We start from the raw sequence: 16,259 nt of genomic DNA on the forward strand, positions 1-16,259 counted from the left end.
TCCCGCGGTCTGTCCGTACGTCACCGAAGCCCCCCTCAGGTCCAGTGCTCTCCCGTCTGCACAACGTCCGCGCACGCCTCCCGGGTTCCCGCTCGCGCGGGTCGATCGCGGGGTCGTTAGGGTCGACCGTATGGACGACACCGAGCGCAGGCCGTGGGTGGTGGGCGTGTCCGGGGCCTCCGGGACGCCGTACGCCGCGGCCGTGCTGCGCGCGCTGCTGTCGGCGGGCGAGGCGGTGGACCTGGTGGTCAGCCGGGCCGCCCGGCTGACGCTGCTGGACGAGACCGGCGAGCCGTTCAGGGACGCGCACTGGCGCGAGGACCTGGCCCGCTGGCTGGCCCGCGGCGCCGACGGCACCACCGACATCACCCGTGACACCGGCCTCGCGGACCTGTCGGCCGTACGGTACTGGCCCGCGGGCGACCTGGCGGCGGGTCCCTCCTCCGGCTCGTACCCGGCCAAGGGGATGCTGATCGTGCCCGCGAGCACCGCGTGCGTGGCCGGGGTGGCGCTCGGCCTGTCCAAGGACCTGCTCCAGCGCGCGGCGAGCGTCACGCTCAAGGAGCGCCGCCCGCTGGTGGTCGCCGTCCGCGAGACACCGCTCGGCGGCCAGACGCTCCGTCACCTGGTGGCGCTGGACGACGCGGGCGCCGTGGTGCTCCCGGCCTCGCCCGCCTTCTACGCGGGCGCCACGCACATCCAGGACCTGGTGGACTTCGTGGCGGGGCGGGCGCTGGACGCGGCGGGGGTGCCGCACAAGCTGTACCGCCGCTGGCGCGGCGAGCTGGGCGGGGGCCTGGGCGAGGGATCGGGCGGCTGAGCCGCGCGGCGCGCGATTCCTGCGGGCCGGATGGTCCGGACCTGGGTGATTCGGGCATCGGAAGAGCAGATGCGCAGGGCGCACACCCGTTGATGCCTTAGATTCTTGTCCGGACAGCGCAGTCGCGGCACGAACGGGAGGGTCCATTCTGATGGACGCGGTGGACAGGCAGCTCATCCAGGCGTTGCGCGAGAACGGCCGGGCGTCGTACGCGGAGCTGGGCCGACTCGTGGGTCTCTCCGGTCCGAGCGTCACCGACCGCATCAACCGCCTCGAACAGGCCGGGGTGATCACCGGCTACCGCGCCACCGTCGCGCCCACCGCGCTCGGCCTCGGCGTGACCGCGCTCGTCGGCCTCCAGTTGAGTGACGCCGCCGACCACGAAGAGGTCGCCACCCGGCTGCGCGACCTGGACGAGATCGAGGACTGCTGGTTCATCGCGGGCGACGACTCGTACATGCTCAAGGTCAGGGTCGGCGACGTCGACGGCCTGGAGCGCACCATCCGGCGGCTGTCCGGCACCAAGGGCGTGGCCAGGACGCGTACCACGATCGTGCTGTCCACCAAGTGGGAGAACCGCGTCGGGGCGCTTCCCGAAGAGGCGTGAACGGGGGTGCCTCCCGGCCGATGGCCGGGGGAGTAGCCTCGGTGAGGTCGACTTGGTAGGAGGAGCAGATGGACGCTGGGCTCAAGCGCGAGCTGGAGGAGAAGGTCTACGCCGGTGAGCGGCTGACCCGCGAGGACGGCATCGCGCTCTACGCGTCCGACGACCTCGCGTGGCTGGGCGGCCTCGCCCACCACGTGCGCACGCGGAAGAACGGTGACGTCGTCCACTTCAACGTCAACCGGCACCTCAACATGACGAACGTGTGCACCGCGTCGTGCGCGTACTGCTCCTTCCAGCGCAAGCCGGGGGAGAAGGACGCGTACACGATGCGGATCGAGGAGGCGGTCAAGCTCGCCAAGGCGATGGAGGGCGACAACCTCACCGAGCTGCACATCGTCAACGGCCTGCACCCGTCGCTGCCGTGGCGCTACTACCCGCGCTCGCTGAAGGCGCTCAAGGAAGCCCTGCCGCAGGTGTCGCTCAAGGCGTTCACCGCCACGGAGATCCACCACTTCGAGACGATCTCCGGCATGTCGGCCTCCGACATCCTGGACGAGCTCATCGAGGCGGGCCTGGAGTCGCTGACCGGCGGCGGCGCCGAGATCTTCGACTGGGAGATCCGCCAGCACATCGTGGACCACCGCACCCACTGGGAGGACTGGTCCCGGATCCACCGCCTCGCGCACTCCAAGGGCCTCAAGACCCCCTCGACGATGCTCTACGGCCACATCGAGGAGCCGAAGCACCGCGTCGACCACGTCCTGCGGCTGCGTGAACTCCAGGACGAGACCGGCGGCTTCCAGGTCTTCATCCCGCTGCGCTACCAGCACGACTTCGTGGACATGAAGGACGGCAAGGTCCGCAACACCCTCCAGGCCCGTACGACGATGGCCTCCGGCGCGGAAGCGCTCAAGACCTTCGCGGTCTCCCGGCTGCTCTTCGACAACGTGCCGCACGTCAAGGTCTTCTGGGTCATGCACGGCCTGTCCACCGCGCAGCTCGCCCTCAACCACGGCGCGGACGACATGGACGGCTCGGTCGTCGAGTACAAGATCACGCACGACGCCGACGACTACGGCACGCCCAACAAGCTCACGCGGGACGACATCCTGGACCTCATCCGCGACGCGGGCTTCCGGCCGGTCGAGCGGAACACCCGCTACGAGATCATCCGGGAGTACCCGGGCCCCGACGAGTCGCGCCGGGAGTCGCCGCAGCCGATGCGGGTGTGACGCCGGTGACAGCGCTCCGCATTAGTAATGGGTAAGCTGCCCTTATGGGTCTTACCTGTGAGCTCGATCCGCTCATCGACGACGAACTGACCGACGGCATCCTCGCCCTGTGGACCGATGTGTCCAACGCGGGGGGTGCCGTCGGTTTCGTGCCTCCCGTCACCCCGGACGACGTCCGTCCCGACATGGACCGGTCGCTGGCCGCCGTCCGCGCCGGCGAACGCCGCCTGCTCGTCGGCCGCGACGAGGACGGGCGCGTCGCCGCCACCGCCTTCCTCGCGTACAACAGCCACCGGCTCATGACGCACTGGATCTGGCTCTACACGCTCATGGTCCACCCCTCCCACCAGGGCCGCGGCCACGGCCGTACGCTCATGGCCGCCGTCGAGGAAGCGGCCCGCGGCTTCCACGGCATCGAGGCCGTCCGCCTCACCTGCCGCGGCGGCACCGGCGTCGACCTCTTCTACGCCGCCTGCGGCTACAAGGAGGTCGGCCGCATTCCGGCCGCCATCCGGGTCGCCCCCGGTGACGACCGCGACGACATCGTGATGCTCCTGACGCTGTGACGTCGGCGCGACGCTCCGAGGGGCGGCCGGTGCTCCGGGTCGCACACCCTCTTCCTCCGGCGCGGAGGCGGCGTGCTTCACTGAAGGCATGTTCCGTTACACCGCACTGCGCTTCGGCCTCATCGTCGCCTCCTTCGGCGTCATCTGGGGGCTGGTCCGGCTGCATGTCCTGCCAGCGGGGCTGGGGGACTCGAACTACCTGTGGGTGGTCCTGCTCGCGCTGATCGTGTCGGCGCCCCTGAGCTGGGTGCTCCTGCGCGGAGCCCGCGAGCAGGCGGCCCGTCAGGTGTCCGACCGGGTGGAGCGCACGCGGCTGAACCTCGCCGCGAACATCACCATGGAGGACGAGGCGGACGACGCCGCGCGTGACTCCGCCCGCGAGACCGCGCGCGACGCCGAGCCGCACACCGCCTGACGCCTGCCCCTTAGGCTTGCCCCGGGGTGGCCCTCGGGGTGTCCCCCCGGGGGGAGTCGCAAGGGGAGAGGTGGGGCCGGTGGCTGTGCGGGGCAAGAGGGTGCCGCGAGCCGTACGCGAGCAGCAGATGCTGGACGCGGCGGTGGCGACCTTCGCGCGGCGCGGGTACCGCGCCGCGTCCATGGACGAGATCGCCGAGGCGGCCGGGGTCAGCAAGCCGCTCGTGTACCTCTACCTCAACTCCAAGGACGACCTCTTCACGGCCTGCATCCGCCGCGAGGCCGAGGCGCTGAAGGCGGCCGTGCGCGCCGCCGTGGAGCCCGGCGCCGCGGCCGACCGGCAGCTCTGGAGCGGGCTGCTCGGCTTCTTCGAGCACACCGAGGCCCATCCGGACGGCTGGACCGTCCTCTACAGCCAGGCCCGTACGGTCGGTGAGCCCTTCGCGGCCGAAGTGGCCGTGATGCGGGCGGAGATCGTCGCCTTCGTCACCGAGCTGATCGCTGCCGCGGCGCGGGACGGTGGGGCGTCCTGTGACGAGGCTCTTGCCGACCGCGAGGTCGCGGGTCTGGCGCACGCGCTGGTCGGCGCGGCCGAGTCGTTGGCGGGGTGGGGGGCGGCGCATCGGGGGGGCGTCTCGGGCAAGGAGTCCGCCGCCACGCTGATGAATTTCGCGTGGGCCGGGCTGTCCAACCTCATGGCTGGGCGGCGTTGGGTTCCCGGCCCGTAGGGCTTTGTCTTGTCTTGCCCGCCCACCCGTGCGGGCAAGGCAAGACAACGAACCTACGGGCCGGAGACGACCCCGGTGAGATGGAGACGCCCGGGCGAGCGGACCTCGAAGGCCCCGCCGGCAGCCCCGTACGTGACAGTCCCAGGCAAGAGCACCGGCGCGTGAAAGACGGCCTCAAGCCCCCCCGCCTCCGGAACCTCGGCAGCGCACCGCGCAACCGTCCACATGCCGTGCGCGATAGCCCGCGGAAACCCCAGCATCCGCGCCGTCACCGGATAAAGGTGAATCGGGTTGTAGTCCCGCGACACCCTGGCATGCCGCCGCCCGAGATCGGCGGCCAACCGCCACTCGCCCACCACGGGCAACGGCGCCCGGTCGCCGCCCCCGCCCCCGCCGACACCCCCAGAAGCCGAACCGCCCCCCGCCCCGCCCCCATGCCGGGCCAGATACGTGCTGCGGTCCTCCCACACCACCTCCCCGTCCACCCGCGCCTCCGTCACCAGCTCCACCTCCGTACCCCGCCGGTGCCCGCGCAGCCCGGCCGCGTAGGCCGTGATGTCGGGCCGGTCGGCGGCGGTCAGCGGCGCGCGGGAGACCAGCGAGATCGAGGTGTGGACGAGGCCCAGCATCGGCAGCGGAAAGGCGCGGGAGGCCATGATCCGCGCGGCCAGCGGAAAGCCGAGGACGTGCGGGTACGTGAGCGGGAGCGGGCCCGCGCCGGAGGCGGGGAAGCCGCAGACCGAGGCGTAGGCGGCGAGCCGCGCCGGGTCGACGCGTACGGCAGGCGCGGTGAGCCGCACCGGCGGCACGGGGGCGGTCGCGGAGGGCCGTTTGCCGATGCCGGTCACCACGCCCCGGCCGAGGGTCAGCATGAGGGCCATGGTCAGGCCCCCAGCAGGGACTGCCCGCAGACGCGGACGACCTGCCCGGTGATCCCCCCGGAGGCCGCGGCCGAGAGCCAGGCGACGGTCTCGGCGACGTCGACGGGAAGGCCGCCCTGGCCGAGGGAGTTCATCCGGCGGCCCGCCTCGCGGATGACGAGGGGAACGGCGGCGGTCATCCGCGTCTCGATGAAGCCGGGGGCGACGGCGTTGACGGTGATGCCGCGCTCGCGCACCTCGGGGACGGCGGCCAGGGCGCGGACGAAGCCGATGACGCCCGCCTTGGACGCGGCGTAGTTGGTCTGGCCCGCGTTGCCCGCGATGCCGCTGATGGAGGCGGTGGCCACGATCCGGCCGTGGGCGTTGAGGGCGCCGGACTTCAGCAGGTGGTCGGTGGTGCGCAGCACGCTGCCGAGGTTGACGTCCAGGACCGGGTCCCAGCGGTCGGCGGCCATGTTGGCGAGCTTGCGGTCACGGGTGATGCCCGCGTTGTGGACGAGTACGTCGAGGCCGTCGGGGGCCGCGGCGGCGATCCGTTCGCCCGCGTCCGGCGCCGTGATGTCCAGCGGCAGCGCGCTGCCGCCGAGCCGGGCGGCGACGGCGGCCAGCGCGTCCGCGGCCTGCGGCACGTCGAGGCAGACGACGTGCGCGCCGTCCCTGGCCAGCGTCGCGGCGACCTGTTCCCCGATGCCGCGGGCCGCGCCGGTGACGAGCGCGACGCGGGCGCCCTCGCGCGCGGCGGCCTGCGTCCCGGACAGCGCCGGGCCGACCTCGATGACCTGCCCGCTGACGTACGCCGACTTCGGCGACAGCAGGAACCCCAGCGCGGCCTCGGCGTCGGCACCGGGCGCCAGTCGTACGAGCTGTACGGTCCTGCCCCGGCCGACCTCCTTGCCGAGGGAGCGGGTGAAGCCTTCGAGCGCCTGCTGGGCGGCGGCCTGGTGCGGGTCGGCGGGGTCGATACGCGCGCCGAGTACGACGATCCGACCGCAGACGGCGAGCGACCGTACGAGCGGGTGCAGGGCGGCGTGCACGGCGCCGAGCCCGGCCGGCTCGGCGATCCCGGTGGCGTCGAGGACGACGGCGGCGTACGGAGCGGCGGACGCGGGAGCCGGAGCGGGTACGGCCTCGCCCGCCGTCAACCGCAGCACGGGACCGTCGAGTCGGGGGTGCTCGGCGGACCAGCGCAGCAGCGGGGTCGGCTGGGGCAGGCCGAGGCGGCGGGTGAGGAAGCGGCCGGGGGCCGTGCCGGTCAGACGAAGGTAGCGATCGGCCATTGGCCTTCTCCTTACTCTGGAGTAAGTTTACCGGCGGTAAGGCTACTGGTGAGTCACCGTTCCAGCAAAGAGTTCTGAGGTCCAGCACAGAGTTCTGAGGTCCAGCACAGAGCCCTGGGTTCCGGCAAGGAGCCCGGGGCTTCGGCAAAGAGCCCCGAGCCGCCCTCGGGGAGCCCTGGGAGATCGCATGCAGACCCTCCGCCGTGTCGCCGTCGTCGCGGGCAACCGCGTCCCCTTCGCGCGCTCAGACGGCCCGTACGCCACCGCCTCCAACCAGGACATGCTCACGGCCGCCCTCGACGGCCTCGCCGACCGCACCGGCCTGCGCGGCCAGCGCGTCGGCGAGTTCGCGGCGGGCGCCGTCCTCAAGCACAGCCGCGACTTCAACCTCGCGCGCGAGACCGTGCTCGGCAGCGTCCTCGACCCGACGACCCCCGCGTACGACATCCAGCAGGCGTGCGGCACCGGCCTCCAGGCCGTCTTCGCGGTCGCGGCCAAGATCGCCCTCGGCGTCGTCGACTCCGGCATCGCGGGCGGCGCCGACACCACCAGCGACGCGCCGCTCGGCGTCAACGACGACCTGCGCCGCATCCTGCTCGCCGCCCGCCGCGCCAAGTCCGCCGGCGCCAGGGCCCGCGCGCTGACCGCCGTACGGCCCCGGCACCTCGCGCCCGACATCCCGCGCAACGCCGAACCCCGCACCGGCCTGTCCATGGGCGACCACGCCGCGCTCACCGCCGAGCGCTGGGGCATCACCCGCCAGGCGCAGGACGAACTGGCCGCCGCCAGCCACCGCAACCTCGCCGCCGCGTACGACCGCGGCTTCCTCGACCCGTACGTCACCCCGTACCGCGGCCTGGACCGCGACCAGAACCTCAGGCCCGACTCCACCGTCGAGAAACTGGCCGGGCTCCGCCCGGTGTACGGCGGCCCGGACGGCACCATGACCGCGGGCAACTCCACGCCCCTCACCGACGGCGCGGCCGTCGTCCTGCTCGCCACCGAGGAGTGGGCGCGCGAGCGCGGGCTCGAACCGCTCGCCTACCTCACCGCGTACGAGACCGCGGCCGTCGATTACGTCGGCGGCGAGGAGGGGCTGCTGATGGCCCCCGCCTACGCCGTGCCCCGCATGCTCGCCCGCGCCGGGCTCGGCCTCGCCGACTTCGACTTCTACGAGATCCACGAGGCGTTCGCCTCCCAGGTCCTCGCCACGCTCGCCGCCTGGGAGGACAAGGACTACTGCGCGGAGCGGCTCGGACTCGACGGCCCCCTCGGCGCGGTCGACCGCGCCCGCCTCAACGTCGCCGGGTCCTCCCTCGCCACCGGGCATCCCTTCGCCGCCACCGGCGCCCGGATCGTCGCCACCCTCGCCGGGCTCCTCGCGGAGCGCGGGGGGACGGGCCGCGGCCTCATCTCCGTCTGCGCCGCCGGCGGCCAGGGCGTGACGGCCGTCCTGGAGCGCCCCTGACCCGCGGTCCGCTGACGAAAGACGGTTCCGCCGGCACAGCGCCTTGCTCACCCCCCCGGCAGGGGGAAACCCTCACCACGTCTGGAGCCGCAGCATGCCGACACGTACCAGCGGGGAACCCGAAACCCTCAAGGACGGCGACCGAGTCGTCCAGGCCGGGGTCCCGCCCCTCGTACCGCCGCCGCAGAAGGGAAGCCTGGCCGACATCCCGTTCACGAACGCGGCGGAGGCCCCGAACGACCCCGTGCTGAGCAGGAAGGACGTCCGGGCCCAGTGGCACGACGTCACGGCACGGGAGTTCAGGGACCAGGTGGTGGCCGTCGCGAAGGGCCTGATCGCGGCGGGGCTGAAGCCGGGCGACCGGCTGGCGATCATGGCGCGGACGACGTACGAGTGGACGCTGACGGACTTCGCGGCCTGGGCGGCGGGCCTGATCACGGTGCCGATCTACCCGACGTCGTCCGCGTCCCAGACGGCGTGGATCCTGGCGGACTCGGGCGCGGCGGCGTGCGTCGTGGAGAACGTGGAGCAGAGCCGCCTGGTGAGCGGGGAGCGGCGCGGGCTGCCGGACCTGCTGCATCTGTGGCAGCTCGACGCGGGCGGGCTGGCGCAGCTCACGGCGGAGGGCCGGACGCTGCCGGACGCGCTGGTGGAGGGGCGGCGGGCGACCCTGACGCCCGGGTCGGTGGCGACGCTGATCTACACCTCGGGCACCACCGGCCGCCCGAAGGGCTGCGTCCTGACGCACGGCAACTTCTTCGCCGAGGTCGACAACGCGATCGAGCTGCTGCACCCGGTGTTCACCTCGGTGAGCGAGGAGCCCGCCTCGACGCTGCTGTTCCTGCCGCTCTCGCACGTCTTCGGGCGGATGGTCGCGATCGGCTGCCTGCGCGCCCGGGTACGCCTCGGGCACGCGCCGAGCATCGCGACCGAGGACCTGCTCGCCGACCTGGCCGGGTTCCGTCCGACGTTCCTGCTGGCGATCCCGTACGTCCTGGAGAAGGTCTACAACACCGGCCGCGCCACCGCGGAGAAGATCGGCCGGGCGGCGTCCTTCGACCGGGCCGCCGGGATCGCGCAGCGGTACGGCGAGGCCGTCGTCGCCCGGCAGGCCGGTGCGGGCGGCGGACCCTCGCTCGGACTGCGGCTGGCGCACGCGCTGTACGACCCGCTGGTCTACCGGCGGATACGCGCCGCGCTCGGCGGCAAGGTGCGGTACGCGATCTGCGGCGGCTCACCGCTGGGCAAGCGGCTCGCCGCCTTCTACGCGGGCGCGGGCGTGATGGTCTTCGAGGGGTACGGCCTGACGGAGACGACGGCGGCGGCCACCGTGACCCCGCCGTTGCGCCCCCGGCTCGGCACGGTCGGCTGGCCGCTGCCCGGCACGGCGGTACGGATCGCGCCGGACGGCGAGGTGCTGCTGCGCGGCGGCCAGATCTTCGCCGGGTACTGGAACGCGCCCGGCGGCGTACCGGGGGCGGCCGTGGCAGCTCCCGGACAGGACTCCGGGGGCGGCTGGTTCCCGACCGGGGACATCGGGGCGCTGGACGAGGCCGGTTATCTGACGATCACCGGCCGGAAGAAGGAGATCCTCATCACGGCGGGCGGCAAGAACGTCGCCCCGGCGCCGCTGGAGGACCGGCTGCGGGCGCATCCGCTGGTCGGCCAGTGCATGGTCGTCGGCGACAACCGGTCCTTCGTGGCGGCGCTGCTGACCCTGGAGGCGGACGGCCTCGGGCACTGGCAGCGGATGCACCACAAGGAGGGGCTGCGGCCCGCCCAGCTCGTCGACGATCCGGAGCTGCTGGCGGAACTCCAGAAGGCGGTGGACGACGCGAACTCCTCGGTGTCACAAGCCGAGTCGATCCGGAAATTCCGGGTGCTTCCGGTGGAATTCACCGAAGAGGGCGGACATCTCACGCCGTCGATGAAGTTGAAGCGTTCAAAGGTGGCGCGGGACTTCGCGGAGGAGATCGAGGAGCTGTACCGGAAGCGGCCTCGCTGACCCGTAAAAGGCAGGGGCCCCGCACGGAAGTGCGGGGCCCCTTGGTACTGCAGGTTCGGGCGATGTGATCTCTACCCTTGAGCTAGTCCAAGGACTAGCTGGGGGTGACGTTCTCCGCCTGAGGACCCTTCGGGCCCTGCGTGACGTCGAAAGTCACCGGCTGGTTCTCCTCGAGGGAGCGGAAGCCGGAGGCGTTGATCGCGGAGTAGTGAACGAAGACATCCGGGCCGCCGCCGTCCTGGGCGATGAAGCCGAAGCCCTTTTCAGCGTTGAACCACTTCACGGTTCCGGTAGCCATAAAGCCCTCCTTGGGCCCAAAGGGTTGCCCTGCTCCAGAACCTGCAACTGCGAAGTCTGAAAACTACAAAAGCCTGCGGGTTACATGCTCCGCAGGCTCTGTACTGCAAGGGAAACCAAACTGCAACTTGCGATGAGCGTAGCACGCAGGGTCGAGGCCGGGGAAGGGTCTCAAGATCGGTCTTTTCGAGCCCGTGGAAGGGGTCGCGGAGGGGGTGCCGGGGGAGGGCCGAGGGCGGCCCGTAAGGCGGTCCCACGGCGGTTCCCCGACCGTCTCGCGGCGCTCGGCGCGGGACGGTTCGCCGACCGCTTCGGGGCGGTCGGCGCGGGCGTCCCGCGACCGTCACCGCGAGGACACCCCGAAGCCCCCCGGCGCGGTACGGCCCCGACCCAGGAGTAGCGTCCGACAGGTGGACACTTCTGAGCGTGACGCCGAAAGCGGCCGGACCCGCCCCCGGGTCGGCCACATCCAGTTCCTCAACTGCGTCCCCCTCTACTGGGGCCTGGCCAGAACGGGCGCGCTGCTCGACCTGGAGCTGACCAAGGACACCCCGGAGAAGCTGAGCGCCCAGCTCGTCGAGGGCGACCTCGACATCGGCCCGGTCACCCTCATGGAGTACCTGAAGCACGCCGACCAGCTCGTCGCCCTCCCGGACATCGCGGTCGGCTGCGACGGCCCCGTCATGTCCTGCGTGATCGTCAGCCAGCTCCCGCTCGACCGCCTCGACGGCCAGCGCGTCGCCCTCGGCTCCACCAGCCGCACCTCGGTCCGCCTCGCCGAACTCCTGCTCACCGAGCGGTACGGCGTCACGCCCGACTACTACCGCTGCCCGCCCGACCTCTCGCTGATGATGCAGGAGGCCCAGGCCGCCGTCCTCATCGGCGACGCCGCCCTGCGCGCCTCCCTCCACGACGCGCCCCGCCTCGGCCTTGAGGTCCACGACCTCGGCCAGATGTGGAAGGACTGGACGGGACTGCCCTTCGTCTTCGCCATCTGGGCCGCCCGCCGCGACTACTTCACCGCGCGCCCCGACACCGTCCGCGATGTCCACCGCGCCTTCCTCGCCTCCCGCGACCTCTCCCTCGAAGAGGTCGAGAAGGTCGCGGAACAGGCCGCCCGCTGGGAGTCCTTCGACCAGGACCTGCTCCGCCGCTACTTCACCACTCTCGACTTCTCCCTCGGCCGCGACCAGCTCACCGGCATCGCCGAATTCGCCCGCCGCGTCGGCTTCCCGCCCAGCGCCAAGGTCGACCTCATCTGACCCCGCTCCCCGGGCCCCCGGGAACCGGCCCCCTTGCGCGCACCGTCCCAGTGGGCATGATGCGTTGAGTCGAGGTTGTCGTACGGGGGCGGGGGTGTCTGGCGATGGCTCGTCCGACGGATTGGGATGTGCTGGATCTGGACCGGGATCCGGTGCCGGGTGATCCGTTCGAGGTGAAGGAACTCGCGCGGAAGCTGGGGGATTTCGCCGATGATGTCGCCTCGGCGCTGCGGTCGGTGCGGGGTCTGAGCGGTGACACCGTGGTGCAGGAGTGGGCGGGGCTGTCGGGTGACGCGTACCGGCAGCAGTTCGGGGATCTGCCGGGTGAGCTGGACAAGCTGGAGCGGTCCTACCGCCTCGCGTCGGGGGCTCTGGATGACTACTGGCCGAAGCTGGAGACGGCGCAGGGTGACGCGGACCGGGCGCTGGCGCAGGGGCGCACCGCCCGCCAGGAGCTGGACACTGCGCAAAGCCAGTTGACGAACGCCGATGCGTGGGTGAAGCGGGCGCAGGACAAGTCGAAGTCCTACCAGGAGGACCCGAAGCCGGACGTGCCGCCGCCGTCGGCGGAGGAGGTGCGGGCTGCGGCCCGTAATGCCACGGACGCTCAGAGCGCCCACACCACCGCCTCCACCGCCGTCCACAGTGCGCAGGCGAAGCTGGACGCGGCCAAGCAACTGGCCGCCGACGCGGCCCAGTTGCGGGACGACGCGGCGTCCACGGCGCAGCACGCGCTGCATGAGGCGTCGGATGCGGGGATCAGGAACAAGCACTGGTGGGAGAAGGCGGTCGACTGGGTCGCGGACCACTGGGACGACATCATCGCGGTCTGCAAGGTGATCGTCGCGGTGCTGGGCATCGTCGTGCTGATCATCGGCGGCCCGCTGGCGTGGCTGGTCCTGGCCGCCGCTGTCCTGGTCCTGGCCGACACGGTCATGAAATATCTCAAGGGCCAGGCCAGTTTGTGGGACGTGCTGTTCGCGGCGCTGGACTGCATCCCGATGTTCAAGGGCCTCACCACCGCCGGCGGCCTGTTGAAGATGGCCCGCGAACTCCCCGCGCTGCTGAAGTCGGGGCGGGCGCTGGAGAACATCGCCAACAGCATCCGCAAGGGCGCGGCGAGTCTCGGTGAGACCAGCCGGATGCTGAAGAAGCTGTTCACGTGCGGTGACCCCATCGACATGGCGACCGGTGAGATGGTGATGTCCGCCACCGACGCCGAACTGCCCGGTGTCCTCCCGCTGGTCATCGAGCGCACCCACCGCACGAACTTCCGCGGCGGCCGGTGGTTCGGGCCGACCTGGGCCTCCACGCTGGACCAGCGGCTGGTCCTGGACGACCAGGGCGTGCGGTTCACCACCGCCGACGGCATGACCCTGGACTACCCCATACCCGGGCCCGGCCTTCCGGTCATGCCCGTCACCGGCCCGCGCTGGCCCCTGACCTGGGACGGCACCCCCGGCGGCACCATGACCGTCGCCCAGCCCGACACCGGCCAGGCCCTGCACTTCCGCCCGCTGCCCGGCCGCAGCCCCGCCGACCTGCCCCTGCACACCCTCACCGACCGCAACGACAACCGCGTCACCGTCACCTACGACCCGGCCGGCGCCCCCGCCCGGATGACCCACGACGCCGGATACCAGATCGGCGTCACCACCGCCGACGGCCGCGTCACCGCCCTGCACCTGACATCCGCCGACCACCGGCCCGCCCTGACCCGGTACGCCTACACCGGCGGCCACCTCACCGCCGTCACCAACTCCTCCGGCCTCCCCCTGACCTTCACCTACGACCCCGAAGGCCGCATCACCGGCTGGCAGGACCGCAACACCACCTGGTACCGCTACACCTACGACGGCCAGGGCCGCTGCGTCCGCACCACCGGCACCGACGACATCCTCGCCTACACCTACCGCTACGACCCCCACACCCACACCACCCACGCCGTCAACTCCCTCGGCCACACCACCACCTACGAATTCAACGACCGCTACCAGCTCCTCCGCGAAACCGACCCCCTCCACCACACCACCCACCGCACCTGGGACCCCCACGACAACCTCCTCACCCACACCGACCCCCTCGGCCACACCACCACCTACACCTACGACACCCACGGCAACCCCACCCACATCACCCACCCCAACGGCACAGTCGCCACGGTCGAGTACGAGGGCGTCAGGCTGCCCGTCGCCGTGACACAGCCGGACGGCGGACGGTGGCGGTACACGTACGACGAGCGGGGCAACCAGCGGACCGTCACCGATCCGACCGGTGCCACGACGGTGTTCGAGCGGGACGGCCGTGGCGCCCTGGCGTCGGTCACGGACGCGCTCGGCGTCGAGCAGCAGCGCATCGAGAACGACGCGGCGGGCATCCCGGTGGTCCTCACCGACGCGGTGGGGGCCGTGGTGCGGCTGGACCGCGACCCCTTCGGGCGAATCCGGGCCGTCACGTCCCCCGCGGGGGAGGTCACCGAACTGGCCTGGACGGTGGAGGGGCTGCTCAGCCGACGGGTGCTGCCCGACGGCTCCACCGACCAGTGGGCGTACGACGGCGAGGGGAACACGGTCGAGCACCGCGGCCCCGACGGGCGGGTCACGCGCTACGAGATCTCCGGGATGGACTCCGCCACCGGGCGCACGGGCACGGACGGCGCCGGATACACGTATGCCTACGACACCGAGCGGCAGCTGACCTCGGTGACCAATCCGCTCGGGCTGACCTGGACCTACGAGCGCGACCCGGTGGGCCGGGTGATCCGGGAGACGGACTTCGACGGGCGGACCATCGGATACGTCCACGACGCGGCCGGTCGGCTGGTCGAGCGGGTCAACGGCGCGGGTGAGCGCACCCGTTACGAGCGGGACGCCATGGGCCAGGCGATCGAGGTGCGCGCCGGGACGTCCGTGTCCACGTACGCCTTCGACGCCGTGGGCCGTACGGTGCGGGCCGTCAACGAGGACAGCGACCTGGTCCTGGCGCGGGACGCGGCCGGACGCGTGGTGGCCGAGACGGGGAACGGCCGTACGGTCGCCGTCGAGTACGACGCGCTCGGCCGCCGGGTGGGGCGCGTCACGCCGTCCGGGGCGCGGTCCCGCTGGGAGTACGACCGGTCGAACAGCCCCGTCGTGCTGCACGGCGCGGCCGGAACCGTGTCGTTCGGCTACGACCGGGCCGGGCGGGAGACCGAACGCCGCACCGGGGACCGCCCGTTCCTGACGCAGGAGTGGGACGGCGCGGGACGCCTGGTCGCACAGACCGTGCTCGGCCCCGAGGACCCTTCCGGCGCCCTCGCGCACCGCCGTGCCTACGGATTCGGCGCCGACGGCTACCTCGCGACGATCGGCGAGGCGTCGGCGGAACGCAGGCTGACCACCGACGCTGCGGGTCGCATCGTCGCGGTGGACGGCGACGGCTGGTCGCAGCGGTACACCTACGACGGCGCGGGCAACCTCACGTCCGGCGGGCCGTCGGACTCCGCAGGACAGGCGGGCGGGGAGCGGACGGAGGACGCCGGCGAGTACATGGGCATGCTGCCGCGCCGCCTCGGCCGTACCCGGTACACCTACGACGCTCAGGGCCGGTTGGCCGGCCGCACCCGCGCCCTGCTGTCCGGCGGCAGCAAGCGGTGGACGTACACCTGGGACGCCGAGGACCGCCTCACCGGGGTCACGACGCCGGACGGTTCGGTCTGGCGCTACCGGTACGACGCGCTCGGCCGCCGGATCGCCAAGGAACGGCTGGGCCCGGACGGGCGGGTGCGGGAGCGCACCGACTTCACCTGGTACGAGACGGAGTTGGTCGAGGAGCGCACGACGGCGGGCGACACGGTCACCACCACGACGTGGGACTGGACGCCGGACGGCGACGCCCCGGTCGCGCAGACCGAACGCAGCGCGCTGCGGGACGCTCCCGACGAGGAGATCGACCGGCGGTTCTACGCGATCGTCACCGATCTGATCGGCACCCCCACCGAACTGATCGGCGACGACGGGCGGGTGCACCGGCAGGGCCGGGCGACGGTCTGGGGAGCGCCGCTGGCCCCGCCGGACGAGGGCGCGTACTGCCCGTTACGTTTTCCCGGTCAGTACGCCGACCCGGAGACCGGGCTCCACTACAACCACTACCGCTACTACGACCCCGAGTCCGCGCGGTACCTCAGCCCCGACCCGCTGGGCCTGGCCCCGGCGCCCAACAACTACGCCTACGTCCACAACCCGACGCTCTGGTCCGACCCGCTGGGCCTGGGCCCGTGCATCTCCGAGATCGCCTACGCCTCCACCGATCTCGCGAAGGCGGCCTTCGAGGCACGGTTCAAGAACGGCGTGCAGTTCTTCCCCGCGGGACGCAATGTGGCCGCGGCCCGTGTGGAGGGTCTTGACGAGATCGTCATCGGATTCAGCAAGGGCAAGAAGCTGCACGCCGAGATCGACATCATCAACCAGCTCAAGGCCAAGGGCATCAGCATGGACAAGATCACGCACCTGTACACCGAGCGGTACCCGTGCTCGAAGATCTGCCTGCCCGCACTCAAGGGCGGCCTCAGCGACCTCGCGAAGATCACGTACACGGTTCCTTATGCTGAGGACCACGCTTTGGCCGGGGCCGCCCGCGACATGCTCCGGGGGCTGATCAACACCGAGGCCCGCAACCACGGCTGGACCTCCCTGCCGTTCTGACCAGGAGAGCGAGGACATCG

13 protein-coding genes are annotated in these 16,259 nt (G+C 72.0%); 10 read left to right on the top strand and 3 right to left on the bottom strand.

Going from position 1 to position 16,259, the window contains the following annotated elements; translation table 11 throughout:
- Positions 1–130: 130 nt before the first annotated feature.
- From ACIO6U_RS27725 to ACIO6U_RS27750, 6 genes are all read left to right on the top strand, one after another.
- Entirely contained in the window at positions 131–820 is a 690-nt protein-coding gene (locus ACIO6U_RS27725) for a UbiX family flavin prenyltransferase (RefSeq protein WP_355340518.1), read from the top strand.
- A gap of 151 nt (positions 821–971) precedes the next feature.
- On the top strand, positions 972–1,427 hold the full coding sequence (locus tag ACIO6U_RS27730; RefSeq protein WP_188281655.1) for an Lrp/AsnC family transcriptional regulator: 456 nt from the start codon (positions 972–974) through the stop codon (positions 1,425–1,427).
- Positions 1,428–1,495: 68 nt separating this feature from the next.
- Positions 1,496–2,659 carry an aminofutalosine synthase MqnE gene (gene mqnE, locus ACIO6U_RS27735; RefSeq protein ID WP_355340515.1) on the top strand — a complete coding sequence of 388 codons (1,164 nt, stop codon included), beginning with the start codon at positions 1,496–1,498 and terminating at the stop codon, positions 2,657–2,659.
- A gap of 44 nt (positions 2,660–2,703) precedes the next feature.
- Positions 2,704–3,225, top strand: coding sequence for a GNAT family N-acetyltransferase (locus ACIO6U_RS27740; RefSeq protein ID WP_401723241.1), 522 nt, complete (start codon positions 2,704–2,706; stop codon positions 3,223–3,225).
- An 88-nt stretch (positions 3,226–3,313) separates the two neighbouring features.
- Positions 3,314–3,640 carry a DUF4229 domain-containing protein gene (locus ACIO6U_RS27745; protein WP_391051930.1) on the top strand — a complete coding sequence of 109 codons (327 nt, stop codon included), beginning with the start codon at positions 3,314–3,316 and terminating at the stop codon, positions 3,638–3,640.
- Positions 3,641–3,767: 127 nt separating this feature from the next.
- A complete protein-coding gene (locus ACIO6U_RS27750; RefSeq protein WP_401723487.1) occupies positions 3,768–4,367 on the top strand; it encodes a TetR/AcrR family transcriptional regulator in 600 nt (199 codons plus the stop codon).
- Between the two features lie 53 nt (positions 4,368–4,420).
- On the opposite strand, the gene ACIO6U_RS27755 is transcribed toward ACIO6U_RS27750, so the two are convergent.
- Both ACIO6U_RS27755 and ACIO6U_RS27760 read right to left on the bottom strand, forming a co-directional pair.
- Positions 4,421–5,239: a MaoC family dehydratase gene (locus tag ACIO6U_RS27755; RefSeq protein WP_401723244.1), complete on the bottom strand. Its 819-nt coding sequence runs from the start codon at positions 5,237–5,239 to the stop codon at positions 4,421–4,423.
- 11 nt (positions 5,240–5,250) lie between these two features.
- Positions 5,251–6,525, bottom strand: coding sequence for a 3-oxoacyl-ACP reductase (locus tag ACIO6U_RS27760; protein WP_401723246.1), 1,275 nt, complete (start codon positions 6,523–6,525; stop codon positions 5,251–5,253).
- 187 nt (positions 6,526–6,712) lie between these two features.
- On the opposite strand from ACIO6U_RS27760, the gene ACIO6U_RS27765 reads away from it, so the two are divergent.
- Both ACIO6U_RS27765 and ACIO6U_RS27770 read left to right on the top strand, forming a co-directional pair.
- Positions 6,713–7,993 carry an acetyl-CoA C-acetyltransferase gene (locus tag ACIO6U_RS27765; RefSeq protein WP_401723249.1) on the top strand — a complete coding sequence of 427 codons (1,281 nt, stop codon included), beginning with the start codon at positions 6,713–6,715 and terminating at the stop codon, positions 7,991–7,993.
- Positions 7,994–8,087: 94 nt separating this feature from the next.
- The gene (locus ACIO6U_RS27770) at positions 8,088–9,998 is read left to right on the top strand and encodes an AMP-dependent synthetase/ligase (protein WP_401723252.1); all 1,911 of its coding nucleotides are present in this window, start codon (positions 8,088–8,090) and stop codon (positions 9,996–9,998) included.
- 94 nt (positions 9,999–10,092) lie between these two features.
- Here ACIO6U_RS27770 and ACIO6U_RS27775 read toward each other — a convergent pair whose 3' ends face one another.
- Positions 10,093–10,296, bottom strand: coding sequence for a cold-shock protein (locus ACIO6U_RS27775; RefSeq protein WP_330793863.1), 204 nt, complete (start codon positions 10,294–10,296; stop codon positions 10,093–10,095).
- 409 nt (positions 10,297–10,705) lie between these two features.
- Here ACIO6U_RS27775 and ACIO6U_RS27780 point away from each other — a divergent pair, with 409 nt between their 5' ends.
- The gene (locus tag ACIO6U_RS27780) at positions 10,706–11,557 is read left to right on the top strand and encodes a menaquinone biosynthesis protein (RefSeq protein ID WP_355340492.1); all 852 of its coding nucleotides are present in this window, start codon (positions 10,706–10,708) and stop codon (positions 11,555–11,557) included.
- Between the two features lie 128 nt (positions 11,558–11,685).
- Positions 11,686–16,239 carry an RHS repeat-associated core domain-containing protein gene (locus ACIO6U_RS27785; RefSeq protein ID WP_401723255.1) on the top strand — a complete coding sequence of 1,518 codons (4,554 nt, stop codon included), beginning with the start codon at positions 11,686–11,688 and terminating at the stop codon, positions 16,237–16,239.
- The last annotated feature ends 20 nt before the right edge of the window (positions 16,240–16,259 follow it).

The organism is Streptomyces sp. NPDC087422 (genome assembly GCF_044744145.1).
Classification (GTDB): Bacteria; Actinomycetota; Actinomycetes; order Streptomycetales; family Streptomycetaceae; genus Actinacidiphila.